The sequence below is a fragment of the Sneathiella aquimaris genome, from assembly GCF_026409565.1.
GTDB lineage: Bacteria > Pseudomonadota > Alphaproteobacteria > Sneathiellales > Sneathiellaceae > Sneathiella > Sneathiella aquimaris.
The window spans coordinates 602,908-626,336 of sequence record NZ_CP112881.1 but is presented as its reverse complement, the minus strand read 5'-3'; the positions used below and the strand labels follow the sequence as shown (position 1 = coordinate 626,336).

Genomic DNA, 23,429 nt, shown 5'->3' with positions numbered 1-23,429 from the left:
CTCTCGCCTAGTATTCTAAAAAAATAATAAGGGGAGACTCAAATGTCCTGGAAACCAGAAATTAGCGAACTTCGCCGCCGTCAAGAACTTGCCAGAAAAATGGGCGGCGAAGAAAAACTGGCCCGCCACATAAAGAACGGAAAACTGCCGGTTAGAGATCGCATCCAGAAACTGCTTGATCCAGACAGCTTTCATGAAGTCGGCTCGGTAACGGGCAAAGTAGACTATGATGAGGAGGGGAATATTACCCAGATGCAACCCGCCAACCTCATTACGGGACGAGGCAAACTGGATGGCCGAACGGTGATTGTTGCCGGCGACGATTTCACGGTCCGCGGAGGCGCCAATGATGCCGGCATTCGCGAGAAGCTCACCCACGTCGAACAAATGGCTAATGAATTGGAACTGCCCCTGGTCCGGCTGGTTGACGGTACGGGCGGCGGCGGATCCGTAAAAACGATCGAAACAGAAGGGCGTACTTATATTCCGGCTGTTCGGGGCTGGGAAGTGGTTGTCGACAACCTGTCGACAGTGCCTGTTGTTGGGCTGGCGCTTGGTTCAACCGCCGGACTGGGCGCCGCGCGGGTTGCCGCTTCACATTATTCCATGATGGTCAAAGGCACCTCACAGATGTTTGTTGCCGGTCCGCCCGTTGTTGCACGGGTTGGAGAACATCTCGGCAAGAATGAGCTTGGCGGCTCAGACATTCATACTAGAAACGGGGCTGTTGACGACGAAGTCGCCTCTGAAGAGGAAGCCTTCGAGCGAACCCGTCAGTTTTTATCCTACCTTCCGCCATCTGTGCACCAACTACCAGCTCGTTCAGCCTGTGTGGATCCGGCGGACCGAAAAGATGACTGGTTGATTGAGGCAATTCCGCGAAACCCAAGACAGGTTTATAAAATGCGGAAAATTCTGAAATCGGTTTTCGATGCAGACAGCTTTTTCGAAATGGGCAAGAAATGGGGCCGCTCCGTTATTACCGGATTTGCCCGGTTGGATGGCTGGCCCGTCGCCGTCATGGCAAGCGATCCTTACCATTATGCTGGCGCCTGGACAGCCGATGCCGCAGATAAAGTCTTACGTTTTGTCGACCTTGCTGAAACGTTTCACCTGCCGGTGGTTCATCTGGTTGATGTCCCGGGCTTTCTTGTTGGGCGCGAAGCTGAAGAACAAGCCACCATTCGCCACGGCGTTCGGGCGATGACTGCTATATTTCAGGCGAAAACTCCGTGGTGCAGTATTATTTTGCGCAAAGCCTACGGGGTTGCTGGGGCTGCCCATATGAACGCATCACGCTTCAATATCAGATATGCCTGGCCGTCCGGTGACTGGGGATCCTTACCCGTCGCAGGGGGGCTGGAAGCCGCTTACAAGTCGGAAATAGAAGCCTCTGATGATCCCGAAGCCACGCTCGCGGAGATCGAAGCCCGCCTGAACCAGTATAAATCACCCTTCAGAACGGCAGAGCGCTTTATGGTGGAAGAAATCATTGATCCTCGCGATACGCGAAAATTACTGTGTGAATTTGCGGATCTCGCAGCACCGCTTCGAAAAACCGGGCGCCCCAGCTTTGGCGTCAGGCCATAACACGCCTGTATCAGTGCCCCAAAACACGGTTCTGGACGTTCTGATTAAAACAGGATCCGCCAGAAAGGTTCCAGATACAACGCGCCTTTCTGGCTATTATTATTCTAAAGACAACCAAAGCCTGAGAAGGTGCCGTCTTTCGGCAGGATCGTCCTGATCAATATAATCCGTTCTGGCATGCAGGTTTGTATGGTTGGATAAAAGTTGGATGTCGCCGGGCTCAAGATCCATATCCAGATACAGGGCTGGATCAGCGGCAATCCGTTCATAATAATCAAGAAGCTGTTGGTCAATTTCAGAAAAAGCAGGCACATCCGCGTGACGAACAACAGATCTGAAATAATCCGCATGGTAAAAAGTGGATAACCGGCCCTTTGCATAAGCACAGGGAGTTACTCGGATATGCGACCGGGCGCCCGATTTACTTTCATTTCGAATATCCAACGGGCGGCTTTCAAAGAGCAATGCTGCCAGATCCGGCCGACTTTCCAGAAGCCGGTTAAACACAGTGACAGAACTCACAATCCGGCTTTGCCCCCCTGACTTCGCCTTATTCAGGCATAAAAGGCCGACGATATCGGCCCCGTCACAATGATATTTTATCTTGGATGCCGTCTTGTATAATCTGGAAAGCGGGTCATTCTCAGCGGCCCCTGTATCGATGACATGCCCCAGCAAGTCACCCGCTGCATTCTGCGCCCCCGGTCGCCCAAGATGAAGACCGAAGCACCAGAAAAAACGCTCTGCCTTTTCCGCTCCCCAGTCATCAACCGGCAACCCTCGCAGAACCTGAAATCCGCGTCCGCAACGCAGCACCTTCTGCCACTTCTGTATTTTTTCCGACAAGAGCGGCAGTGGAAAGTCAGACGGACCAAGTGCGTTGGTTGCCTTTCCCTGTTGTGCCGAAAAATCCAGTGCAGCATTAATTTCTGAAATCTCTTCCTGCGAAAAGGTTTCAATCCAGCTTTCTGACGAGCGAAGCGTGTCCCCTGTCCAAGCCGCCTCTCCCTTCACCGGTTCTGTTGCAGGGCCTTCATGAGGTCGATCAAAATAGTGCCGCGACTGATCCCGGAAAGACATATATCCAGCCATATCTCGATCCCTATTCCAGTTTAAGCTTCACAAGGAATTTCATTTCGCCTTCCATCAGAAGCTCATTGCGCTGATTGTGGACCGTTGATTTGACGGTCACGACACCCGTTTTGGTCTGTTTTTTTAGATCTGAAATAACAAGTAACGGATAAACCGTATCCCCTGCAATAAGCGGTTTCAGGAATTTACTGGACTGCTCAATAAAACCGATCATGCAATCTCCAAGGACATGGGGGAATAATCCGGCGCCCGGGCAAGTCTGAATGAGTAGCTGAAAGCCGTGGGCAAGCAATCCGTCATAGCCCAACGCTTTGCAGTATTCTTCGTCATAGTGAATAGGATGATTATCCCCCGATGCTAATTGAAACGCCGCAAAATTTGCGTCCCCAATGGTACGGGAGGGAATAGGAAACCGGTCTCCTACCTGTAATTCTTCAAATCCCTTTGTTTCAACCAATGTATGGCTGAACGGATCAAAACGTTCCGCGTTGTTGTCTGCGTTCATTATATTGCCCTCTCTTATTCTTTTTCTATGAGGAATGGACCAACAGTTCACACTTTTTGATCCCGTTGTGCAAGCCTGAGTAATAAGGATTCGTAAATTTGCGCCTGTGATTCATTTTTTGCGACAAAATTTCCAAAAAAAACGATCAGTCCGCTGCCCTGCAGGAAACACGGATCAGAATACAAACCTTGATTTGTCCCTCCAGTCCCTACAATAACGTCCATATTCGAGCCCTTTGTCGAAAAACTGCAATAAAGACTGTGAATCATGTTGACTTAACAATGACCATAGATATATTGCGGCCTTCAATTGAGGTGCGCGGGGAAACACGTCCCGGCGACCATCCATTATGTTCGAAACGGATCAGCCATGTTTGCAGTGATCAAAACCGGCGGCAAGCAATATAAAGTCGCCAAAAACGATGTTATCAAAGTAGAACGCCTTTCAGGTGAAGCTGGTGATACTGTACAGCTGGACCAAGTTCTAGCCGTCACCGCGGAAGATGGTGCTCTGACAGTGGGTGCCCCTACTGTAGAAGGTGCGACTGTTTCAGCCACTCTTCTAGAGCAGGGCCGGGCTGACAAGATTGTCGTTTTCAAAAAGAAACGTCGTCAAAATTACCGTCGTAAAGCCGGTCATCGTCAGGACATTACTGTTCTGAGAATTACAGATATTGCAGCTTCAGGCGCTAAAAAAGCAGCCCCTAAGAAAGCAGCAGCCAAAAAAGCAGCCCCTAAAAAGGCCGCTGAAAAAGCAAGCGAGGAGTAAGCTAGATGGCACATAAGAAAGCTGGTGGTTCATCCCGTAACGGTCGCGACTCCGCAGGTCGCCGCCTTGGCATCAAAAAATATGGCGGCGAAGCCGTTATTCCTGGCAACATCATTCTGCGCCAGCGTGGCACTAAGTGGTACCCGGGTGAAAATGTTGGAATGGGCAAGGATCACACCATCTTCGCCGTTACTGAAGGTAAAGTAACCTTTACCAAGAAAAGTGGCGGAAAGATCTACGTATCCGTGGCGGGTCAGGCGTAAAGCCACCAACGACGGTTTAAAGATTTGAAGAAGGGGAATGGTCTGGCCATTCCCCTTTTTTGCGTTTATCTAACAAGGCAGCAAATTCTGCCGCAAAACGGCGACAATTATCATGAAATTTCTAGATCAGGCGAAAATCTATCTAAAGTCTGGTAACGGCGGGCCCGGCTCTGTCAGTTTCCGGCGCGAGAAATACATTGAATTTGGCGGTCCGAACGGCGGCGATGGCGGTCGAGGCGGTTCTGTCCTTATCCGGTGTGTTGACGGCCTTAACACCCTGATTGATTACCGATATCAGCAGCATTTCAAAGCCAAGAATGGCGGACATGGAATGGGCCGTGACCGTACCGGAGCATCCGCCCCGGATGTTATTCTGAAGGTTCCTGTCGGAACGCAGGTCCTTGAAGATGACAATGACACACTCATTGCCGATATGACCGAGGTTGGTCAGGAAATTGCCTTGTGTAAGGGCGGTGACGGCGGCCGCGGCAATGCGGCTTTTAAAACATCAACCAACCGCGCCCCCCGGAAATTTGAAGAGGGCTGGCCCGGCGAGGAACGCTGGATCTGGCTGCGCCTGAAACTGATCGCCGATGCGGGTTTGGTCGGCTTGCCGAATGCCGGAAAATCAACGTTCCTCAGTGCAACCAGTCGCGCCCGACCAAAAATTGCCGACTACCCGTTTACAACACTTGTTCCTCAATTGGGTGTTGTCCGGGCGGGCAACCGTGAATTTGTGCTCGCCGATATTCCTGGTCTGATTGAAGGCGCGTCAGAAGGCGTTGGTCTTGGCCACCGTTTCCTTGGACATGTGGAACGTTGCCGTGTTTTGCTCCATATGATCGACGGTACCGAAGAAGATGTTGCGGCCTCTTACAAGACCATTCGGGGTGAGCTGGACGCATATGCCGAAGATCTTGCCAAAAAAGAAGAAATTCTTGTCCTAAACAAGATCGACTCTCTGCTGGATGAGGAAATTGCGGAAAAAGTTGCGATCCTTGAGAAATTGTCTGGTAGCAAAGTCATGACGATCTCCGCTGTTACGGGAGACAAGGTTGACGAAGTCCTGTTTGAACTGATGGATATCATCCATGCGGACAAAGAGGATGAGAAAGCCGAACAACAAGCAGCTGAACGGTTGGAAGCAGGCGAAGAAGAAGAGAAATGGCAGCCTTAAGCGATAGATTCACAACGGCCAAGCGGGTTGTCATAAAAATTGGCTCGGCCCTTCTGGTCGACGGGGAGACAGGAAAATTACGGAAATCCTGGCTAAGTGCATTGGCAGAGGATATCTCTGTCATGCGCGAACGCGGACAGGAAGTTCTGATCGTCTCATCGGGCTCTATAGCGCTTGGGCGTCAAATTCTTAAACTTAAGACCGGCGTGTTAAAGCTGGAAGAAAGTCAGGCTGCTGCGGCCGCCGGACAGATCCAACTCGCCCATGCCTACCAGGAATTTTTGGGCATATATGACCTGAATGTGGCGCAAATCCTTCTCACCCTGGGGGATACGGAAGAACGCAGGCGCTATCTGAATGCCAGAAGCACTTTATCGACGTTGCTGTCCCTCGGCGCTGTTCCAGTTATCAATGAAAACGATACCATCGCCACCAGCGAAATCCGCTATGGCGACAATGATCGATTGGCCGCCCGCGTCGCACAGATGATTGGTGCTGATTGCCTTATCCTGCTGAGTGACGTGGATGGCCTTTATAAAGAGGACCCGTCACAAAATCCGGACGCCGAATTCATTTCGGAAGTTTCGAACCTGACTGAAGATATTCTATCAATGGCAGGGGGTGTTCAAACGGACGTTGGAAGCGGCGGCATGGTCACGAAACTAAAAGCGGCCCAAATCGCGATGGCTGCAGGATGTCACATGTACATCGCCAGTGGCACGATCCAGCACCCCTTAACAGCAATTGAACGCGGGGCGCGGACAACCTGCTTTGTTGCTGCAGACACGCCCAGGAGTGCCCGCAAAAAGTGGATCGCTGGCGGATTGTCGACACAAGGAACCTACTGCGTTGACGCAGGTGCCCTTCAGGCCTTGTCACGGGGAACCAGCCTGTTGCCAGCAGGCGTGACTAAAGTCATCGGTACGTTTGAGCGGGGCGACCTGGTTGCCATTGAAGGGCCACACGGCGAAGAGCTGGGGCGCGGGCTGACCGCCTACTCGTCTGAAGACGCCCTTCGGATCATTGGTCACAAAAGTAGTGAGATTGCAAAAATTCTGGGCTATTCTGGCCGAGATGAAATTGTTCATCGGGATGAGTTAGTCCTGGATTAAAACACAAGAAAACGGGCAACGGTTATGACAGTACATTCCAACATTGCAGAAGACAATTCGATCGACAGTGTCATGGAAACTCTGGGCGCGGGTGCAAAACGCGCCTCACAGTTACTGTCACAAGTCCCGACGGACGCCAAAAATACAGCGCTCGCCGCTGCGGCCAGATCTTTGCGAGCAAACACAGAGACAATCCTGGCGGCCAATGAAAAAGATATGCAGGCCGCACTCGACAAGGGGACCGCTCCTTCCTTTCTGGATCGCCTGAAACTGGACGCCGCACGTATTGAAGCGATGGCAAAAGGCCTGGAAGACATTGCGGCCCTCGCCGATCCCGTCGGCGATGTCATTGCCGAATGGGACCGCCCAAATGGTCTGGAAATTTCGCGCGTTCGGGTGCCTCTTGGGGTCATCGGGATTATTTATGAATCCCGTCCCAATGTAACAGCTGATGCGGGTGCACTTTGCCTGAAGGCTGGCAATGCCTGTATCTTGAGAGGTGGATCTGAAAGTTTTCATTCAAGCCGGGCAATCTGGGATTGCCTGCAAGAAGGATTGAAAACAGCGAACCTTCCTGCCGAAGCTATTCAGATCATTCCAACAACGGACCGGGCAGCAGTTGGTAAACTGCTGACAATGTCCGAGACAGTGGATGTCATTGTGCCGCGCGGCGGCAGAAATCTGATCGAGCGGGTCCAGCGAGAAAGCCGTGTGCCTGTCTTTTCACATCTCGACGGTCTTGTGCATATTTATGTTGCAAAAAATGCTGACTTGCAAAAATCCTGCGATATTGTTCTGAATTCCAAAATGCGGCGGACTGGCATTTGTGGGTCATTGGAAACCTTGCTCGTAGATCAGGCGGTGGTCGATAGTCACCTGAAACCAATTCTTGAGACGTTAATTGACGCAGGCTGCGAAATTCGCGGTGACAAAAAAGTCTGCGAGTTGGAACCCCGTGCGAATCAGGCAACAGAATTGGACTGGCAGACAGAATATCTGGACGCTATTGTCGCCGTTAAAATTGTGGAGAACCAAAAAGCGGCCATACAGCATATTGAAACCTATGGTTCCCATCACACGGATTGTATTATCACCGAAGATGAGGCGGCTGCGACGGAATTTCTATCCGTTGTGGATAGTGCGATTGTTCTTCACAATGCGTCCACGCAATTTGCTGATGGCGGTGAGTTCGGGATGGGCGCCGAAATCGGGATCAGCACGGGTAAGATGCACGCCCGCGGCCCTGTTGGTGTGGAGCAACTCACCAGTTTCAAATATCAGGTCAAAGGTGTTGGCCAAACCCGGCCATAATCATGCGAGCACGTAAAATTGGTCTTCTGGGTGGATCCTTTAACCCTGCCCACGAAGGCCATTTATATATCAGTGAAACGGCCCTTCGAACGCTGGGTCTGGACGAGGTATGGTGGCTGGTATCACCGCAAAACCCCTTGAAATCTGCCGATGACATGGGGCGGGCCGATGATCGCATTCAATCGGCGCAAAAGATAGCGCGGGGCCGACGGATAAAGATTTCGACCATCGAATTCGACTTGCGGGAAACCTATACAGCCAACACTATTCAGGCTTTGCAGGAACGCCACCCTTTTCACCATTTCGTTTGGTTGATGGGCGCGGATAACTTAATTCAAATACCGAAATGGTATCATTGGCAGGAAATTTTTGATCTGGTGCCGATTGCTGTGTTTGATCGCCCCGGATATACACAAAAAGCCCTGTCAGGAAAAGCAGCAACGCTCTATGCCAAAAAGCGTGTTTTCCCGACCGGATTTAATCGTCCTATTATCAATTTTGCGACGGGTCCGACCCCACGCTGGACTTTTATTTCGCATACGAAACATAAATTGAGCAGCACACAAATAAGAAATCTTCGCCAGACCGAAGGAAAAGCTTGCTCTTAAGCGCAAAAATTCCCACATTAGTCAATGATACTGTTTGTTTTGTATCCTTTTTTATTTTTCTACTGGAGTAGATTTAACCCGATTATGAACGCTAAAGAAGCCGTTGTTGCCCAACTCCGCGATCTGGTCCAAGCGAGCCTGCTGGACGATAAGGCGGAGGACGTTGTTTCCATTGACCTCTCCGGAAAAACCTCATTTGCTGACTATATGGTAATCGCCAATGGTCGTTCCTCCCGTCAGGTAGGGGCGATGGCAGACCATTTGAAAGAACGCATCAAGGATGCCGGTTTTGGTCATGTCCAGATTGATGGTAAATCCAATGGAGACTGGGTGCTTGTTGATGCAGGAGACGTCATTGTTCACCTGTTCCGCCCGGAAGTCAGAGAATTTTACAATCTAGAAAAAATCTGGTCGCCCACGCTGTCGGCCGAAATGACAAACTAAGAACGGCGGCGATCAGTCGCCGCCAGTATTCAGGAGATCAGGATGCGCCTGACCATTGCCAGCGTTGGCAAATTTCGCGGCGGGCCACTGCAGGACCTGTATGCCGAATATTCTGGCCGCCTGCCCTGGCAAATAACCTTAAAAGAAGTCGAAGAGAAAAAGCCCCTGAAAGGGGACCAGCTGAAATCAAAAGAAGCTGAACTACTGCTAAAAGCAATTCCCAAGGGTGCCACGCTCATCGCGCTGCACGAATATGGAAAAGAACATGGCAGCGTCGAGTTTTCCCAGCTTCTGGGCCGATTAATTGATGATGGTGTTCAGGATATCGCCTTTCTCATTGGCGGTGCTGATGGCCATTGCCCTTCCCTTTTACAGCAAGCGGATCACAAACTGTCTCTTGGTAAAATGACTTGGCCTCATCTTATGGTTCGGGGACTTCTCGCCGAACAGCTATACAGAGCCCATTCAATCCTGACCAACCACCCCTATCATCGGGCATGAACAAACCACCATCTTGTTGAAAAAATTGGAAATTTAACCTGCGAACCGGTATAACATTATGATGAACGATATTTCCAAAGATCAAAAAAACCGTCCTGTCCTTTTATGCATTCTTGATGGCTGGGGTTACCGCGAAGACGCGACCGACAATGCCATTGCCCTCGGGAACACGCCCAACTGGGATACAATGGTTGCCTCTCGCCCGATGAGCCTGCTGGGCACATCAGGTGAAGATGTCGGATTACCCGAAGGCCAGATGGGAAATTCAGAAGTCGGTCACATGACAATTGGAAGTGGCCGTGTAATTTTGCAGGACCTGCCCCGGATCAATAGCGAAATTCATACTGGCACGCTGGCCAAAAATGAACGCCTGCTGGAAATGATTGAAAAGTTAAAAGCATCCGGTGGAACCTGCCACCTTTCAGGACTGCTCTCTCCAGGTGGTGTCCATTCACACCAGAACCACACGATCGCCCTTGCCCGCATTTTTCAAGAAGCGGGTATCCCCACTAAAATTCATGCCATTCTGGACGGTCGGGATACGCCCCCTTCCAGCGGCCTCGAATTTATCAAAGACGTCGAAACAGAGCTCGACTCTCTGGACCTGGTGGAAATTGCGACACTCTGCGGCCGCTACTTTGCCATGGACCGGGACAAGAACTGGGATCGGGTGGAAAAATCATGGAATGCCCTGTTCCACGGAACTGGAACCGTCATGACATCTTCTGTTGATGCTATGGAGGCAGCCTATGCCAAAGGCGAAACCGACGAATTCATGACACCTCACATACTTGAAGGATACAAAGGCATACAGGACGGCGATGCTTTCCTGATGACAAATTTTCGGGCGGACCGGGCCCGTCAGTTTCTTGACGCCCTGACAGACGAGACCTTCACCGGTTTTGACAAAGGGGCTATGCCTGAACTGGCGGCCATTGTTGGAATGGTCGAATATTCTGCCCAACTGGCGTCTCGTATCCCAGCGCTGTTCCCTCCGGTCGAAGTGAAGCAAACTTTAGGTGAAGTTGTCTCAAAGAGCGGGCGGACCCAGCTGCGAATTGCAGAAACCGAGAAATATGCCCATGTGACCTTTTTCCTGAACGGCGGAGAAGAACAGGTCTATCAAGGCGAAGAACGGATCCTGATCCCCAGCCCGAAAGTCGCAACTTACGATTTGCAGCCGGAAATGTCCGCACCAGAAGTTGAGGCAAAACTGATCAGCGCGATAACCGATGAAACATTTGATCTGATCGTCGTGAATTTTGCGAACCCTGACATGGTGGGTCATTCCGGTGTTCTGTCGGCCGCGATCAAGGCTGTCGAAACGATGGATGGATGTATCGGGCGATTAGCCGACGCAGTTGAAAAAGTAGGTGGTGTCATGCTTATCACGGCCGATCATGGGAATATTGAGCTGATGAGAGATCAGACAAGTCATGAGCCGCACACAGCACACACAACCAACCTTGTTCCTTTTGTCCTGGCCGTTGGCGAAGCAGAAAGCAAATTGGAAAACGGAACATTGGCGGATGTGGCACCTACGGTTCTTTCCTTTATGGGACTTTCGGTCCCTGAAGAAATGACAGGTCGCAATCTGGCCGAAACAAATGATGAAAAGCAGGAAAATCGTGCAGCGTCCTGATCTCAGGACCTTCCCCCCATCCAAAGCGACACTTGCCGCTGCCATTATTGTGGGCCTTTTCACGACTTGTTTGGCATCGCCGGTCTGGTCTGCCAGCCCCGATGAAGAACTCGCAAAATTGCGAAAAGCGCTTGCCGTCTCGTCTGAGCGACAAAATGAAATTGCAGGGCGGTTGCAACTTCTTTCCAGCGAGATAACCGCGCTTAAGCGAAAATCCGTGGCGGCGGCCAATCGGCTGACCAGGATTGATAAAAAACTTCTGGAAACTGAAACACGCCTGGCGGACATCTCAGACGTTGAGCAGCAAACCCTTCAGACACTTTCAAAACAGAATAAGGGGTTGGCAAAAACACTCTCTGCTTTGTTACAGCTCTCCCGACAGCCTGAGGGAAGCTTGATCGGTAGCCCTGAAAATTTAATCAACAACCTACGGGCCGCGACCTTGCTTCGGTCGGCAATTCCAGCCCTAAAAAAAGACGCTGACCTGTTGTCGGTTCAATTGGAAACCCTTGCCAACCTCCGCGACCAGTTCCTGAGTGAGCAACAGAAGTTTGCTGAACTTCGTAAAAACCGACGATCAGAGCAGGAAACACTGACCGCTTTACTGGATTCAAAAAGTGCGGCCCGCGCGGCGTTGTCCGGTTTGAACGCGCGAGAAGAGCGACAACAACAAAAGCTCAGCCTTGAAGCCCGTGATCTTGTCGCCTTGATGAACAGACTTGAAACAGAAAAAAAAGCGCGTCTTGAACAGGAACGGCAAAAAATTGAGTCCGATATCGCGGCGGCAGAGGAAAAACGGCGTGCCGCCAAGGAAGCTGCCTCAAAACTCTTTGCTGAACAACAAGAAGAAAAACCAAAACCGGAGACCAATAAACAAGCACCGACTGTCGCGTCTGTCCCCCTACCGGTGCCATCTCATAAATCAGGGCCGCCGCCAGCCCCTGAAAAACCGATCCGCGCCGAAGAAAAGAAACTGGAATTGGCCGCCATTGGCGGTGGACGCCCATTTTCCGCTGTAAAAGGCACACTTCCTTTACCAGTCGGTGGCAGAATAATTTCAGGATATAGAAAATCCGGGTCGTCCAGTACAAGAAACGGAATTGTGATCGAAACAAGAGATGAAGCCGCCGTGATTTCACCCTATGATGGCCAGATAGCGTTTGCTGGTCCTTTTAGAAATTACGGGCTTTTGTTGATTATTGATCATGGAGAAGGATATCATACTCTTCTCGCCGGTATGGGGTCCATTGATGGGTCTGTTGGTCAGCTTTTGCTGGCTGGTGAACCTGTCGGTCAAATGAAGAATGACAAAAATGGAAAACCAACGCTATATATGGAGTTGAGAGTTAAGGGATCTCCGGTCAATCCAGTACCCTGGTTGACGTCGGAAAATAGAAAGGTCAGTGGATAATGAGACATGTTTTTACGGGCATAATGGCGATAGCAGTTATCGCGCTGTCTCTGGCGATTATCACCACGCCAGAGAGAAAAGTAGAAGCCAGCTCTGAAACATACCGGCAGCTCAATCTGTTCGGAGATGTCTTTGCAAAGATCCGCGAGGATTATGTTGAAGAAGTGGATGACGCCAAACTGATCGAAGCGGCGATTAATGGTATGTTGGCTTCTTTGGACCCGCATTCCAGCTACCTCAATCCAAAAAATTATCAGGGCATGAAGGTTCAGACCCGTGGTAAATTTGGAGGGCTCGGCATTGAAGTCACCATGGAAAATGGCCTTGTAAAGGTTGTAACACCAATTGATGACACTCCGGCGGCGGCGGCCGGTGTTCAGGCTGGCGATTATATTACCCATCTGGACGGAGAACCCGTTCTGGGCCTGTCTCTTTCTGATGCTGTTGAAAAAATGCGGGGTCTGGTTGATACGGATATTGGCCTGACCATCCGACGCAAAGGTGCCAAAGCACCTATTGAACTCACAATTACCCGCGCGATTATCACTGTTCAGTCAGTTCGTGGTCGACTGGAAGACGATGATATCCTGTATGTCCGGATTTCCAGTTTTACACAACAAACGAATACCGGACTGAGAAAAACCATTCGCGATCTGGCGGAAGAAGCCGGCGGAGATTACAGAGGCCTCATTCTGGATCTTAGAAATAATCCGGGCGGGCTTCTGGATCAGGCGATTGCCGTCTCTGATGCTTTCCTTGAAAAAGGTGAAATTGTCTCCACCCGCGGACGCGAAGCCCGCGATTCTCAGCGGTATAACGCGACGGATGATGATGTCATAAACGGCAAGCCCATTATTGTTATTATCAATGGTGGTTCAGCAAGCGCATCGGAAATTGTCGCAGGCGCATTAAGAGATCATCGCCGCGCTGTTATTCTGGGCACAAAAAGCTTTGGTAAAGGCTCTGTTCAAACCATCGTTCCGCTGCAAGGCAACGGTGCCATGCGCATGACCACAGCCCGGTATTATACACCCTCCGGCATTTCCATTCAGGCAAAAGGCATTGTTCCGGATATTGAAGTCAAACAATCCCGCCTTGAAGTTCTTGAGAACGGCGCCCGCCGATCTGAAGCTGATCTCAGAAATCATTTGGCCAATGGCGCTGAAGAAGACAGTGCAACGGCAGAAGATGAGGCCGCTGAAAATGAAGAAATTCAGGATTATCAGCTGTTACGGGCAAAAGATCTGTTGAAAGGTGTTTCACTCTTTGCGAAAAAAGCATTTAACTAACCGAAGCTTTCTTATTGCAGCGAGTGCCTTTTGAAAACGACAGGAAATAATAAGCAGGTAAAACCGGCGTCCGGAAAGGGACTGTCGGTTTTATCTGTTCTGTATGGCCTCCTTTTTCTAACAGTTGCCGGGTTGGGGGGATGGCTTGCCTGGCAAAGCTATGGCACGGATCCTTTGCAATCCACTGGAGCGACCACCGAAATAGGGGTGGCTGTTCCGGTTGAGACACCAGCAGACAAAGCGAAGCCGCTCCCTCAGGACACGCCACCGTCCACTGAAACGGCGGCGGAACCAGCGTTGCAGGCGGAAAAAGAACCGGTGGCCTCACTGCCGCCGGACGAGAAACCTATTACTGAAAAAGCACCAACTCAGGCGGACATCTCTTCAGAGACAGATAAAGACACATCCATTCCGGATTCGGAACAAAACAAGACAGCAGAGAAAACACCAGACCTGTCCCATCCAGAAAAATCGGATGAGACCGACAATGCGGCGCAAGCCCCGCCTTCTCCCGCTGAGCCGTCAAAGGCAGTTCCTGAAAAGCCAAAGCTGGCGGCAACCGACCAAACACCAGCAGAGGTTGCTGAACCATCATCCCAAGTGACTTCCGAGGCAAAGCCATCCGCCCCACCGCCAACGGATAAGGCGGAAGGCGGTGTACCTGATAAACCGTCAGCCATTGAAACCCCGCTAGAGGCAAAGGATACGACGAAGCCAACCAGCCCGAAGGCCGAAAAACAGGTTCCCAGTTTTTCAAAGCTGAAAGCAATTCCGGGGGAGGATACACCCCTTCCCCCTGTCCCGGACCCTGCCTTGACGTCGAAATCAGATTACGGTCTTTTACCGACAATCAGCACTGATGGCCGCCAGCCTTGGCGGATCTATCGAAAACCATTTGAAGATCCTCTCAATCGCCCCAGAATTGCGATTGTTATGAGTGAAATGGGTATGAGCAATCAGGCAACCCGGTCGGCCATTCAAAACCTGCCGGGCTCTGTTACCCTCTCGTTCAATCCTCATGGACGAGATCTTCAAAGCTGGGTTGAGCAGGCGCGCGCTGCCGGGCACGAAGTCCTGCTGCAACTTCCCATGGAGCCATTTGGCTATCCGAAGAATGACCCCGGCGAACACAGCCTGCTGACCAGCCTGACAGATCGGGAAAATCTGAAACGGCTAGAATGGATGCTGGGACGCTTTACCGGCTATTCAGGTGTTACCAATCAGATGGGCTCCCGGTTTACTGCATCACCGGATGATATCGCTCCTATTTTAAACGTTATTAAGGAACGGGGCCTTTTATTCCTGGATGGGCGCACCTCTGCCAAAAGCATCGCCGGCCCAACGGCCGCGAAATTGAACATACCCGTTGCGATCAATAATCGCTTTCTGGATCATAAAGCCGATCGGGCAACGATTGACGCGCGGCTGGCCGACCTTGAAAGAATTGCCCGCTTTACCGGCACCGCTGTCGGCATTGGCTATCCCTATCCGGTCACTTTGGATCGGATAAACCGCTGGGCCCAAACGCTCACGCGGAAAGGATATGTCTTAGTGCCCGTTTCCGCAGCCGTTAATCGACAGGAAATCCAATGACTGAAGCGAGAGATCTGCCGTATCGCCCCTGTGCCGGTATTATGGTGCTGAATGCGAAGAACGAAGTTTTTGTTGGTAAACGCATTGATATGCCTTCCGACTATTGGCAAATGCCACAAGGCGGGATTGACCATGGTGAATCTCCACGAGACGCTGCCATTCGCGAAATGCTGGAAGAGATCGGCACGGACAATGCCGATCTGATCGCTGAAACCGAGGACTGGCTGACTTATGATTTACCGAATCATCTAATTGGTAATATCTGGAAGGGAAAATACCGGGGACAGAAGCAAAAATGGTTCCTGTTTCGCTTCAAAGGCAAGGATTCTGAGATAAACATAGCCACCGAACATCCTGAATTTTCTGAATGGAAGTGGTCAGCACCTGAAAACCTGGTTTCCGAGATCGTTCCGTTCAAGAAAGAAATCTACAAAAAAATTGTCGAGAGATTCTCTTCTCACTTCGACTAACGCAACACTTCAAAGTGTACCAAAGCCCCCATTTTCTATGTACAGTTATGGTTAATATTTTCAACACCATATCTAGTATCCGTATATTAGTATACTCTTAATTGAATATTCTCTGTTGTTTTAAACTGGAAATTACCCTTATAATTTTTTAATGATTTGTTAACGCTATTAATTTTGGCGTCGATATTGTTGTTGGGACAAACGGCTAAAAGCCGATCAACTAATAATGTTTCGTAACCGAACTGTAAAAGTCGTCATTTGAGAGAACTCAAAACGTCCCATGTAACTTATTCGGAATATTTCAACCGAATGAAGAGTGAGAGTAACGGTAAAATGAAGCATTATGAAGAACTTACAGGCGGCCAGGGCAAGCGCGTTTTCTATCGAGCCGAACGTTTTCGCGCATCGGTTGTTATGCAGGACATGTCCGTCGTTGTCGATGTTGATGATAAATCCTTCGAGATATTTGACATGAGCATGAGCGGGCTTAGTTTTGTATGCCCGGAAAAAGCTCCTTGGGACGCAGAGAACGAAAGCGACCTGCCCGTCAAACTGAAACTCGGCAGTAGTGAAATTTTCCAGGGGAAAGGGAAAATCTCAAGAGTCGAAGCCCATGAAGGAAAGCAGAAAGTCGCGGTTGAACTAACCAAAGGGTATCTCGATATCCAGAATATCCTGGACCATCATGACGACATTGCCCTGAAGCGGCGGATCCAGTCTGGCATGCAGGATCTATCTATTCAGGTTTCTGACGCCTACAAAACCATTATCGCTGATGCTGTTTACCTGCTCCGTTCAACACGGAACACCCTGGAAAAGGTAGAACGAGACATCCCCGCGAATGCGCCGAGACGCGATGAACGTATCCAGGATATTATCCTCAGCTGTGAAGAAGAGGTTCATGCCCGCTGGAAGAAAATTTCAGAACGTGGAATGGTCGAACTGAATAAAATGCGATCCGATCCGAACGCAATCAAAGCCGCCAAACGATACACTGAAAATACCCTCACGCCAAAACTGATGAGCGGCGCCAGCTGGTGGCGGGCCTATATGAAGCCTCTTGGCTATCCAGGAGATTTTCAGGTGATGAACTATGCCTATAACCTGGCTCTGCTGGGGGATACGGCCCATGACAAGCTATGCCATAAACTGGGAACCTCAACAGGCGAGTTTATTGCAACACGGATGACCATGGTGAAGCAGAAGCTTGCTGAGCTCGCATCGAAGGCTCAGGAAAAAGGCCACGCTGAATTCAAGGTCGCAAGTCTGGGCTGTGGCCCTGCTCAGGAAGCCGCAAACTTCCTACACGGATATACGTTATCACCGTCGGTTCAGTTCACATTAATCGATCAGGACCATGACGCCCTGAACTATGCTTACAAGAATTGTTATCCGCAGGTATCCCGTCTTGACGGTCGGGCTTCAGTGAAATGTCTACACGCAACATTTATTGAATTCCTCGCGGCAGGCAATCTGTTCAAAAAAATTGAAGCACAGGATGTTATCTACGCGGTGGGCTTGGTTGATTATTTGACAGACAAACGGGCTGAACGCATGGTCCGCGACCTGTACCAGAACCTAAAGCCCGGCGGAACCTTGATGATTGGGAGTATGAAGGATTCAGACAAAAGCCTGGAATGGCAAGTCGAGTTCGTCACGGATTGGCAGTTGGAATATCGGACGGAGGAAGAAATGCTGGCGATGGCCAAAAACATTCCTGCTGACGCGAAACTGGAAGTTCAGGCAGACAAAACCAATCATTGCCACATTCTGTATGTGACCAAACCCGAGTAGTAGACTTTAGGCCTGCGCATGGAGGAGATTATTCTCCTCCATTTCAAAACGATTTCGATGTGCAGGGAAGCAAATATGGGCGACAGTTCCCTGCCCGATTTTACTTTCCAGCCGGATACTTCCCCCATGGAGCTCCATCACGTTTTTGGATAAAGGCAGTCCCAAACCGGTTCCTTCATAGTTTCTGGCAAGACTGCTTTCGATTTGAACGAACGGAGCAAATACCTTATCGATATTCTCCTCTTCGATGCCAATGCCTGTATCTTCAATCCGAACATCCAGTCCGCCATCTTCAAACTGCTTGAAACTGATAGTAACCGATCCGCCTTTAGGCGTGAATTTTACAGCGTTCGACAGAACATTCAAAAAGACCTGAGATAAAAGGCGGCTGTCAGCAAAAACAATTTGGTTAATTGAGGGAATATCAAACGCAATCCGCACGCCATTCTCTGCCGCTTTATCCCTTACAATCCGTAGGCTGGAACTCACAAGATCAACCAGCGACAAATCCTGCTCCTGCAATGTGAGCTTACCCGCCTCGGCTTTAGACAGGTCCAGAATATCGTTGATAATTGCCAGAAGATGTTGGCCGCTCACTTTAATATCGTGAGAATATTCTTTATATTGGCTGGTACCAATGGGTCCGAACATTTCTTTCTCAAGGATTTCTGAAAACCCGATAATCGCATTGAGAGGGGTCCGAAGTTCATGGCTCATAATGGCCAGGAATTCAGATTTCGCATGGTTGGCTGACTGTGCCTTATCGGCCAAAGTCATCGATTTTGCCCGTTCGTGGTCCAGCAAAATCATATTGATGTAGTCCCGCCGACGGGCCAGTTCCTGGATATAACTGGCAAAAATATTCATCAGCGCAGCAACCACCAAAAAGAAGTTGTTTTCCAACACCACATCAATCGGGGCCGGATTGAGAACCAAAACGGTCAGGTTATACAAAGCCAACAAAAACAGCGTGACAGATAAAGCATACAGAAACCTTACTGGTGGCACGCAACAACAGTAAATCATCACTGGAACCAGACCCGCGAAGTAGATCGCACCACCCATTGGGTCTGCAAGGGCAATCATAGCAATCACCCCAGAGCCTGAGGCGAGCATACACGCGGCCGCAATAACCTGTGAAAATGGCCACAAGCGCGGGATAAAGGTGGCAAACGCGGCGGCCAGAAAGATCGGCACCACAATACCAAAGCGGATAACCAAAGCTTCAAAGAAGATTTCAGGAATGGCATAAGCGTCAAGGAAACTGAAGGCAGCATAGATAAAAACCGCCCCGAATAATGCGAGGCGCATTATTGGCAGAGCTTTGACGAGCTCCACTTCGTGGTGGTTTTTTTCTTCAGTTACGTCAGAAAAACGTAACGTGAAGAAATTCATCCTAGTTTTGCCGCTACCGTAATAGTCAGCAAGCTTACCTGTAAACATATTAATTCAATCGCTTATTAAGTCGCGAACGACCATAAATGCAATACCCCACATGCACGCTAGTAGCGAAAGGTAAATATAGACTTAATTTCTTTGCCTTTTTTGTGTTGATTACTGTCTGTTTATTTCACTTTATTGTTTAATTAGTAATATTAACTACGCGATGTGAAAACTGATTTTAAAACCTGATAGTTTACCAGCGACCGCGGCGGCTCGGCAAAATGCATTACTTTGTAAAACTGTCGGGCAACAGCCGGATTATCCGATGACATAATACTGTCCTTGAACCAACGGCTAAGGGTAAACCCGAAAGGCCTCTCTCCAGTTGTGGTCGGATATTTAAGATCCTCCCCAATGGCCAGACCCCAAGATATGTCCAGGATCTTTGAAATCTTTTCAAAATACTCCTGCCGCGAAAATGAATCACGGCAAAGCCCCGCTACACCATTCTCTTTCAGACAGTCCTGCAATACTTTCACTTCTTGGGCGGCAACAGCAATTCCCTGACCGAAAAAGGGATTGGCGCTACAAATCACATCACCGATTGCTAACAGATTTTTTGGAAGGGGGTCCGATTTATGGAAATATCGGCGGATGCCTGCCTTGAATTTGAAAGGTTTCAATTCATCAAGAAGGGTTGCCGATTGAAGCGCATCATGGATCTCTGGCTGTGACAGGCTTTTGGTGAATTCAAGAAAGCCGTTTTTATCCAGCGGCGGATGATCCCCATTGTAACCTGCGGCAGTAACCAACCATTTCTTCCCCTCAACAGGAACAATTGCCGCCGCGCGGGTTTCTTTGGGGGCCTTTGGATACACCAGGATCGCTTTACAAGCATCAGGGAGCGGTGCACTTAATTCGAAAAGGCCACTGGAATAAGCAAAATCAACTCCCACCCGACTTTCACGCGGCGCCCCTTTTTCCATCTTTTCCAGTTGGTTGACCAGACCGGATCCCCGACCTTGCGCATCCAAAATAAAATCCGCGGGCAGGGAAACACTTTTTTCGGCCCCTTTTTCGTGAACCGTAACAGCCGTAACCCGGTCCCCCTGGGCATCATAAACATAGTCTTTAAAAACAGTGTCGTAGTGTATATTAACGTTTCGAATTTTCAGGACCAACTCGCGCAGAACCTGCTCCAGCAGAGGACGTGATTGGAAAAAAGTGACCATGCCCCCTTCGAATGTCGGCATCCATTTGCCGGCCAGATACCACTTCACTTCTTTTCCAAGTGTCGCCTGAACCGAACCTCCCTTGAACAGCGCCTCTTTAAAACCGGGCAGGAGAGTTTCAATGATCTCCTCTCCCTTATTCAGCAGAACATGAATATGGTGCCCTTGCGGTACGCCTTTTCGCGGCACAGGCGCAATCGGTTTGGGATCCCGCTCAATCAGGGTTACATCAGTGAAAAAGTCAGAAAGCACCCGCGCGGCCAGTAATCCCGCGATGCCGCTGCCCAGAACAACAGCTCTATCTCCCATTGAGATAATCCCTTTTTTGTTGGTCGTTCAATAAAGAGTGATTCTCGCACAGATGCCCGATCACAGCCAGAAAAAAGGCAATAAAAAAGGGGCTCTGAAAGGCCCCTTTTTCTTGTTTGATCTGGTCACCCTGTTAGACGAGGGCTTCCAAAAGCTGTTCAAGCTGTTCTTTACTTTCCTGCGCTTTACGCCGAATTTCGTCGTCTTTGGCATCTGCAATATCTTCTGAAGCATCCTGAATACGCTGCTCTAGATTTGCGCGATCCAGGTCAGCCACATGAATGGCTTCTTCTGCCAATACAGTCAGTTTGTCATCAGATATCTGAGCAAAACCACCATTAACAAAAATCCGATCCTTTTCCGTATCCCCTTCAAAGATGGAGATCACACCGGGGCGCAGGGAAGAGGTCACAGCTGTATGTCCGGCCATAACGGCGAAATCGCCTTCAGAACCCGGCACAACAACCATTTCATACTCATCCGAGAGCAATAGCTTCTCAGGCGAGACTAGGTCCATGGTTACCATATCAGCCATTATACGCTCTCCCTATACAGGCTCGTTACGCAGCTTCCGCAGCAAGAGCGGCAGCTTTTTCTTTCACTTCTTCAATTCCACCACACATGTAGAAGGCAGCTTCAGGAAGATCATCATATTCACCAGCAACAATCGCTTCGAAAGCATCAATGGTGTCTTCGAGTTTAACGAATTTACCAGGAGAGCCTGTGAAGATTTCCGCCACATGGAATGGTTGTGAAAGGAAACGCTGGATCTTACGGGCACGAGCCACAACCAGTTTGTCTTCTTCAGACAGTTCGTCCATACCAAGAATGGCAATGATGTCCTGCAAGGATTTATACGTCTGAAGCGTTTCCTGCACACGACGCGCTACATTGTAATGGCGATCGCCAACAACGGCTGGGTCAAGCATACGAGACGTTGAGTCAAGTGGATCCACAGCAGGGTAAATACCCAATTCTGCGATCTGACGAGACAGAACGGTTGTCGCATCAAGGTGAGCAAAGGATGTTGCAGGAGCCGGGTCAGTCAAGTCATCGGCTGGAACATAAATCGCCTGAACAGAAGTAATAGAACCTTTGTTCGTTGATGTAATACGTTCCTGCAAAGCACCCATATCCGTTGCCAGTGTAGGCTGGTAGCCCACAGCAGAAGGAATACGACCCAAAAGGGCGGACACTTCGGAACCGGCCTGTGTGAAGCGGAAGATGTTATCCACGAAGAACAACACGTCCTGACCTTCCTGATCACGGAAATATTCCGCAATTGTCAAACCAGACAAAGCAACACGCGCACGCGCTCCTGGAGGTTCGTTCATCTGACCGTATACGAGGGCCACTTTGGATTTATCGCCTTCAAGGTCGATAATGCCGCCTTCGATCATTTCGTAGTAAAGGTCGTTACCCTCACGAGTACGTTCACCAACACCGGCGAACACGGAGTAACCACCGTGACCCATTGCAACGTTGTTGATCAATTCCATAATCAGAACTGTCTTACCAACACCCGCACCGCCGAAGAGGCCAATTTTACCACCCTTCGCGTATGGTGCCAGCAGATCAACAACCTTAATACCGGTTACCAGAATTTCTGATTCAGTTGACTGATCCGCAAAGTCAGGAGCGTCTGCGTGAATTGGAGCAGTGGATTTCGCATTCACTGGTCCCCGTTCATCAACAGGTTCACCCACAACGTTCAGGATACGACCCAAAGTTTCTGGACCAACAGGCATCTGAATGGCGTCGCCAGTATCAGAAACTTCCTGACCCCGGACCAGACCTTCAGTTGCGTCCATGGCGATTGTACGAACCGTATTTTCACCAAGATGCTGCGCAACTTCCAGAACCAAACGCTGGCCGTTGTTTTCACAATGTAGGGCATTCAGGATGTTTGGCAGATCGCCATCAAACTGAACGTCCACGACGGCACCCATCACCTGGGTAATTTTGCCGACAGACTTCTTCGCCATTTTAATGCTCCCTAAAGGGTCACTTAATTCTTCCAAATTCCAGCAGGGAAACCGTTAGAGGGCTTCCGCACCAGAAATAATTTCAATCAGTTCGCTCGTAATTGCGGCCTGACGTTCACGGTTATATTGCAGGGTCAACTTATCAATCATTTCGCCTGCATTTCTCGTCGCACTGTCCATTGCGGACATTCTTGCACCCTGCTCCGAAGCAGCATTCTCAAGAAGCGCGCGATAAACCTGAACGGAGATATTTCGTGGCAGAAGGTCCGCCAGAATTTCTTCTTCTTCAGGCTCATAATCATAATCGATTTCGTTCTCAGCATCACCGCTGCGCTCAGGAATGGACGCCGGGATTAACTGCTGTTCTGTCACTTCCTGTGTCAGAACAGAAACGAAGGTCGAATAGAAAATTGTACAAACATCAAAAGCATCTTCGTCGAACATTGACAAAGCCCGTTGAGCGATCGGCTGGGCATCCCCAAAACCGATTTTCTTGGAACCTGACAGATCAACAAGATCAATGATCAGCTTACCATATTTACGCTTCAACACGTCATTGCCTTTTTTCCCAACGCAAAGGATTTGAACATCCTTGCCTTCGGCTATCAGGCTATCGACTTTCCGGGCCGCGGCTTTGGCGATCGAGCTGTTAAAGCCACCGCACAATCCCCGCTCACCCGTAGCAACAATAAGCAAGTGCTTTTGATCGGATCCGTTCCCCTGAAGAAGACGGGGCCCCTCCCGGCCTTCCAGACCGGAAGCGAGGGAAACCATCATTGCTTCCAAACGTTCCGCGTAAGGGCGGGACGCATTAGCAGCTTCTTCAGCATGACGCAGCTTCGCCGCGGCCACCATTTTCATGGCCTTGGTGATTTTCTGCGTCGAGGTGACGCTGGTGATCCGATTTTTGAGTTCCTTAAGGTTCGCCATTTGCGGCTACCCCCTTTTTC

Annotated in this window: 23 protein-coding genes; 15 read left to right on the top strand and 8 right to left on the bottom strand. The window is 49.9% G+C overall.

Going from position 1 to position 23,429, the window contains the following annotated elements; all coding sequences use genetic code 11:
- Nucleotides 1–42: 42 nt before the first annotated feature.
- The gene (locus OIR97_RS02840; RefSeq protein WP_267177782.1) at nt 43–1,590 is read left to right on the top strand and encodes an acyl-CoA carboxylase subunit beta; all 1,548 of its coding nucleotides are present in this window, start codon (nt 43–45) and stop codon (nt 1,588–1,590) included.
- Nucleotides 1,591–1,689: 99 nt separating this feature from the next.
- Here the strand turns inward: OIR97_RS02840 and OIR97_RS02835 are convergent, their stop codons facing one another.
- The 3 genes from OIR97_RS02835 to OIR97_RS02825 are packed head-to-tail and all read right to left on the bottom strand — an operon-like array spanning nt 1,690 to nt 3,411.
- Complete coding sequence (locus OIR97_RS02835) at nt 1,690–2,682, bottom strand: TauD/TfdA family dioxygenase (protein WP_169544198.1); 993 nt, start codon at nt 2,680–2,682, stop codon at nt 1,690–1,692.
- 10 nt (nt 2,683–2,692) lie between these two features.
- Nucleotides 2,693–3,187 carry a MaoC family dehydratase gene (locus tag OIR97_RS02830; RefSeq protein ID WP_169544197.1) on the bottom strand — a complete coding sequence of 165 codons (495 nt, stop codon included), beginning with the start codon at nt 3,185–3,187 and terminating at the stop codon, nt 2,693–2,695.
- A 47-nt stretch (nt 3,188–3,234) separates the two neighbouring features.
- A complete protein-coding gene (locus tag OIR97_RS02825; protein WP_169544196.1) occupies nt 3,235–3,411 on the bottom strand; it encodes a hypothetical protein in 177 nt (58 codons plus the stop codon).
- A gap of 145 nt (nt 3,412–3,556) precedes the next feature.
- Between OIR97_RS02825 and rplU the strand changes: the two genes are divergently transcribed.
- The 14 genes from rplU (at nt 3,557) to OIR97_RS02755 (ending at nt 17,570) form a co-directional block, all read left to right on the top strand.
- Nucleotides 3,557–3,955 (top strand): 50S ribosomal protein L21, encoded by a 399-nt coding sequence (rplU, locus tag OIR97_RS02820; RefSeq protein ID WP_169544195.1) that lies wholly within the window; start codon nt 3,557–3,559, stop codon nt 3,953–3,955.
- Between the two features lie 5 nt (nt 3,956–3,960).
- Nucleotides 3,961–4,218 (top strand): 50S ribosomal protein L27, encoded by a 258-nt coding sequence (gene rpmA / locus OIR97_RS02815; protein ID WP_169544194.1) that lies wholly within the window; start codon nt 3,961–3,963, stop codon nt 4,216–4,218.
- Nucleotides 4,219–4,330: 112 nt separating this feature from the next.
- The gene (obgE, locus tag OIR97_RS02810; RefSeq protein ID WP_169544193.1) at nt 4,331–5,395 is read left to right on the top strand and encodes a GTPase ObgE; all 1,065 of its coding nucleotides are present in this window, start codon (nt 4,331–4,333) and stop codon (nt 5,393–5,395) included.
- Nucleotides 5,383–6,507 carry a glutamate 5-kinase gene (gene proB / locus OIR97_RS02805; protein WP_169544192.1) on the top strand — a complete coding sequence of 375 codons (1,125 nt, stop codon included), beginning with the start codon at nt 5,383–5,385 and terminating at the stop codon, nt 6,505–6,507. Before obgE ends, proB begins: the two co-directional genes overlap by 13 nt.
- A 24-nt stretch (nt 6,508–6,531) precedes the next feature.
- Nucleotides 6,532–7,818 (top strand): glutamate-5-semialdehyde dehydrogenase, encoded by a 1,287-nt coding sequence (locus OIR97_RS02800; protein ID WP_219821643.1) that lies wholly within the window; start codon nt 6,532–6,534, stop codon nt 7,816–7,818.
- Nucleotides 7,819–7,820: 2 nt separating this feature from the next.
- Nucleotides 7,821–8,426 (top strand): nicotinate (nicotinamide) nucleotide adenylyltransferase, encoded by a 606-nt coding sequence (gene nadD / locus OIR97_RS02795; RefSeq protein ID WP_169544191.1) that lies wholly within the window; start codon nt 7,821–7,823, stop codon nt 8,424–8,426.
- 84 nt (nt 8,427–8,510) lie between these two features.
- Nucleotides 8,511–8,870: a ribosome silencing factor gene (gene rsfS, locus OIR97_RS02790; protein WP_219821642.1), complete on the top strand. Its 360-nt coding sequence runs from the start codon at nt 8,511–8,513 to the stop codon at nt 8,868–8,870.
- Between the two features lie 42 nt (nt 8,871–8,912).
- Nucleotides 8,913–9,371 carry a 23S rRNA (pseudouridine(1915)-N(3))-methyltransferase RlmH gene (gene rlmH, locus OIR97_RS02785; RefSeq protein ID WP_169544189.1) on the top strand — a complete coding sequence of 153 codons (459 nt, stop codon included), beginning with the start codon at nt 8,913–8,915 and terminating at the stop codon, nt 9,369–9,371.
- A gap of 58 nt (nt 9,372–9,429) precedes the next feature.
- Nucleotides 9,430–11,013, top strand: a complete 1,584-nt coding sequence (gene gpmI / locus OIR97_RS02780) for a 2,3-bisphosphoglycerate-independent phosphoglycerate mutase (protein WP_181017852.1) — start codon at nt 9,430–9,432, stop codon at nt 11,011–11,013.
- Nucleotides 11,000–12,424 (top strand): murein hydrolase activator EnvC family protein, encoded by a 1,425-nt coding sequence (locus OIR97_RS02775; protein WP_169544188.1) that lies wholly within the window; start codon nt 11,000–11,002, stop codon nt 12,422–12,424. The genes gpmI and OIR97_RS02775 overlap by 14 nt, the downstream gene beginning before the upstream one ends.
- Nucleotides 12,424–13,713, top strand: a complete 1,290-nt coding sequence (locus OIR97_RS02770; protein ID WP_169544187.1) for a S41 family peptidase — start codon at nt 12,424–12,426, stop codon at nt 13,711–13,713. Before OIR97_RS02775 ends, OIR97_RS02770 begins: the two co-directional genes overlap by 1 nt.
- A 30-nt stretch (nt 13,714–13,743) precedes the next feature.
- On the top strand, nt 13,744–15,306 hold the full coding sequence (locus OIR97_RS02765) for a divergent polysaccharide deacetylase family protein (RefSeq protein WP_169544186.1): 1,563 nt from the start codon (nt 13,744–13,746) through the stop codon (nt 15,304–15,306).
- Nucleotides 15,303–15,776 carry an RNA pyrophosphohydrolase gene (locus OIR97_RS02760; RefSeq protein WP_169544185.1) on the top strand — a complete coding sequence of 158 codons (474 nt, stop codon included), beginning with the start codon at nt 15,303–15,305 and terminating at the stop codon, nt 15,774–15,776. Before OIR97_RS02765 ends, OIR97_RS02760 begins: the two co-directional genes overlap by 4 nt.
- 309 nt (nt 15,777–16,085) lie before the next feature.
- The gene (locus OIR97_RS02755) at nt 16,086–17,570 is read left to right on the top strand and encodes a class I SAM-dependent methyltransferase (RefSeq protein WP_169544184.1); all 1,485 of its coding nucleotides are present in this window, start codon (nt 16,086–16,088) and stop codon (nt 17,568–17,570) included.
- 6 nt (nt 17,571–17,576) lie between these two features.
- Here OIR97_RS02755 and OIR97_RS02750 read toward each other — a convergent pair whose 3' ends face one another.
- The 5 genes from OIR97_RS02750 to OIR97_RS02730 all read right to left on the bottom strand — a co-directional run bounded on the left by OIR97_RS02750 (nt 17,577) and on the right by OIR97_RS02730 (nt 23,409).
- On the bottom strand, nt 17,577–19,013 hold the full coding sequence (locus OIR97_RS02750) for a sensor histidine kinase (RefSeq protein ID WP_169544183.1): 1,437 nt from the start codon (nt 19,011–19,013) through the stop codon (nt 17,577–17,579).
- Nucleotides 19,014–19,165: 152 nt separating this feature from the next.
- Nucleotides 19,166–20,494: an FAD-dependent oxidoreductase gene (locus OIR97_RS02745; protein ID WP_169544182.1), complete on the bottom strand. Its 1,329-nt coding sequence runs from the start codon at nt 20,492–20,494 to the stop codon at nt 19,166–19,168.
- A gap of 133 nt (nt 20,495–20,627) precedes the next feature.
- Complete coding sequence (locus OIR97_RS02740) at nt 20,628–21,029, bottom strand: F0F1 ATP synthase subunit epsilon (RefSeq protein ID WP_169544181.1); 402 nt, start codon at nt 21,027–21,029, stop codon at nt 20,628–20,630.
- 25 nt (nt 21,030–21,054) lie between these two features.
- Nucleotides 21,055–22,479: a F0F1 ATP synthase subunit beta gene (atpD, locus tag OIR97_RS02735; protein WP_169544180.1), complete on the bottom strand. Its 1,425-nt coding sequence runs from the start codon at nt 22,477–22,479 to the stop codon at nt 21,055–21,057.
- A 54-nt stretch (nt 22,480–22,533) separates the two neighbouring features.
- Complete coding sequence (locus tag OIR97_RS02730; RefSeq protein ID WP_169544179.1) at nt 22,534–23,409, bottom strand: F0F1 ATP synthase subunit gamma; 876 nt, start codon at nt 23,407–23,409, stop codon at nt 22,534–22,536.
- Nucleotides 23,410–23,429: the final 20 nt, after the last annotated feature.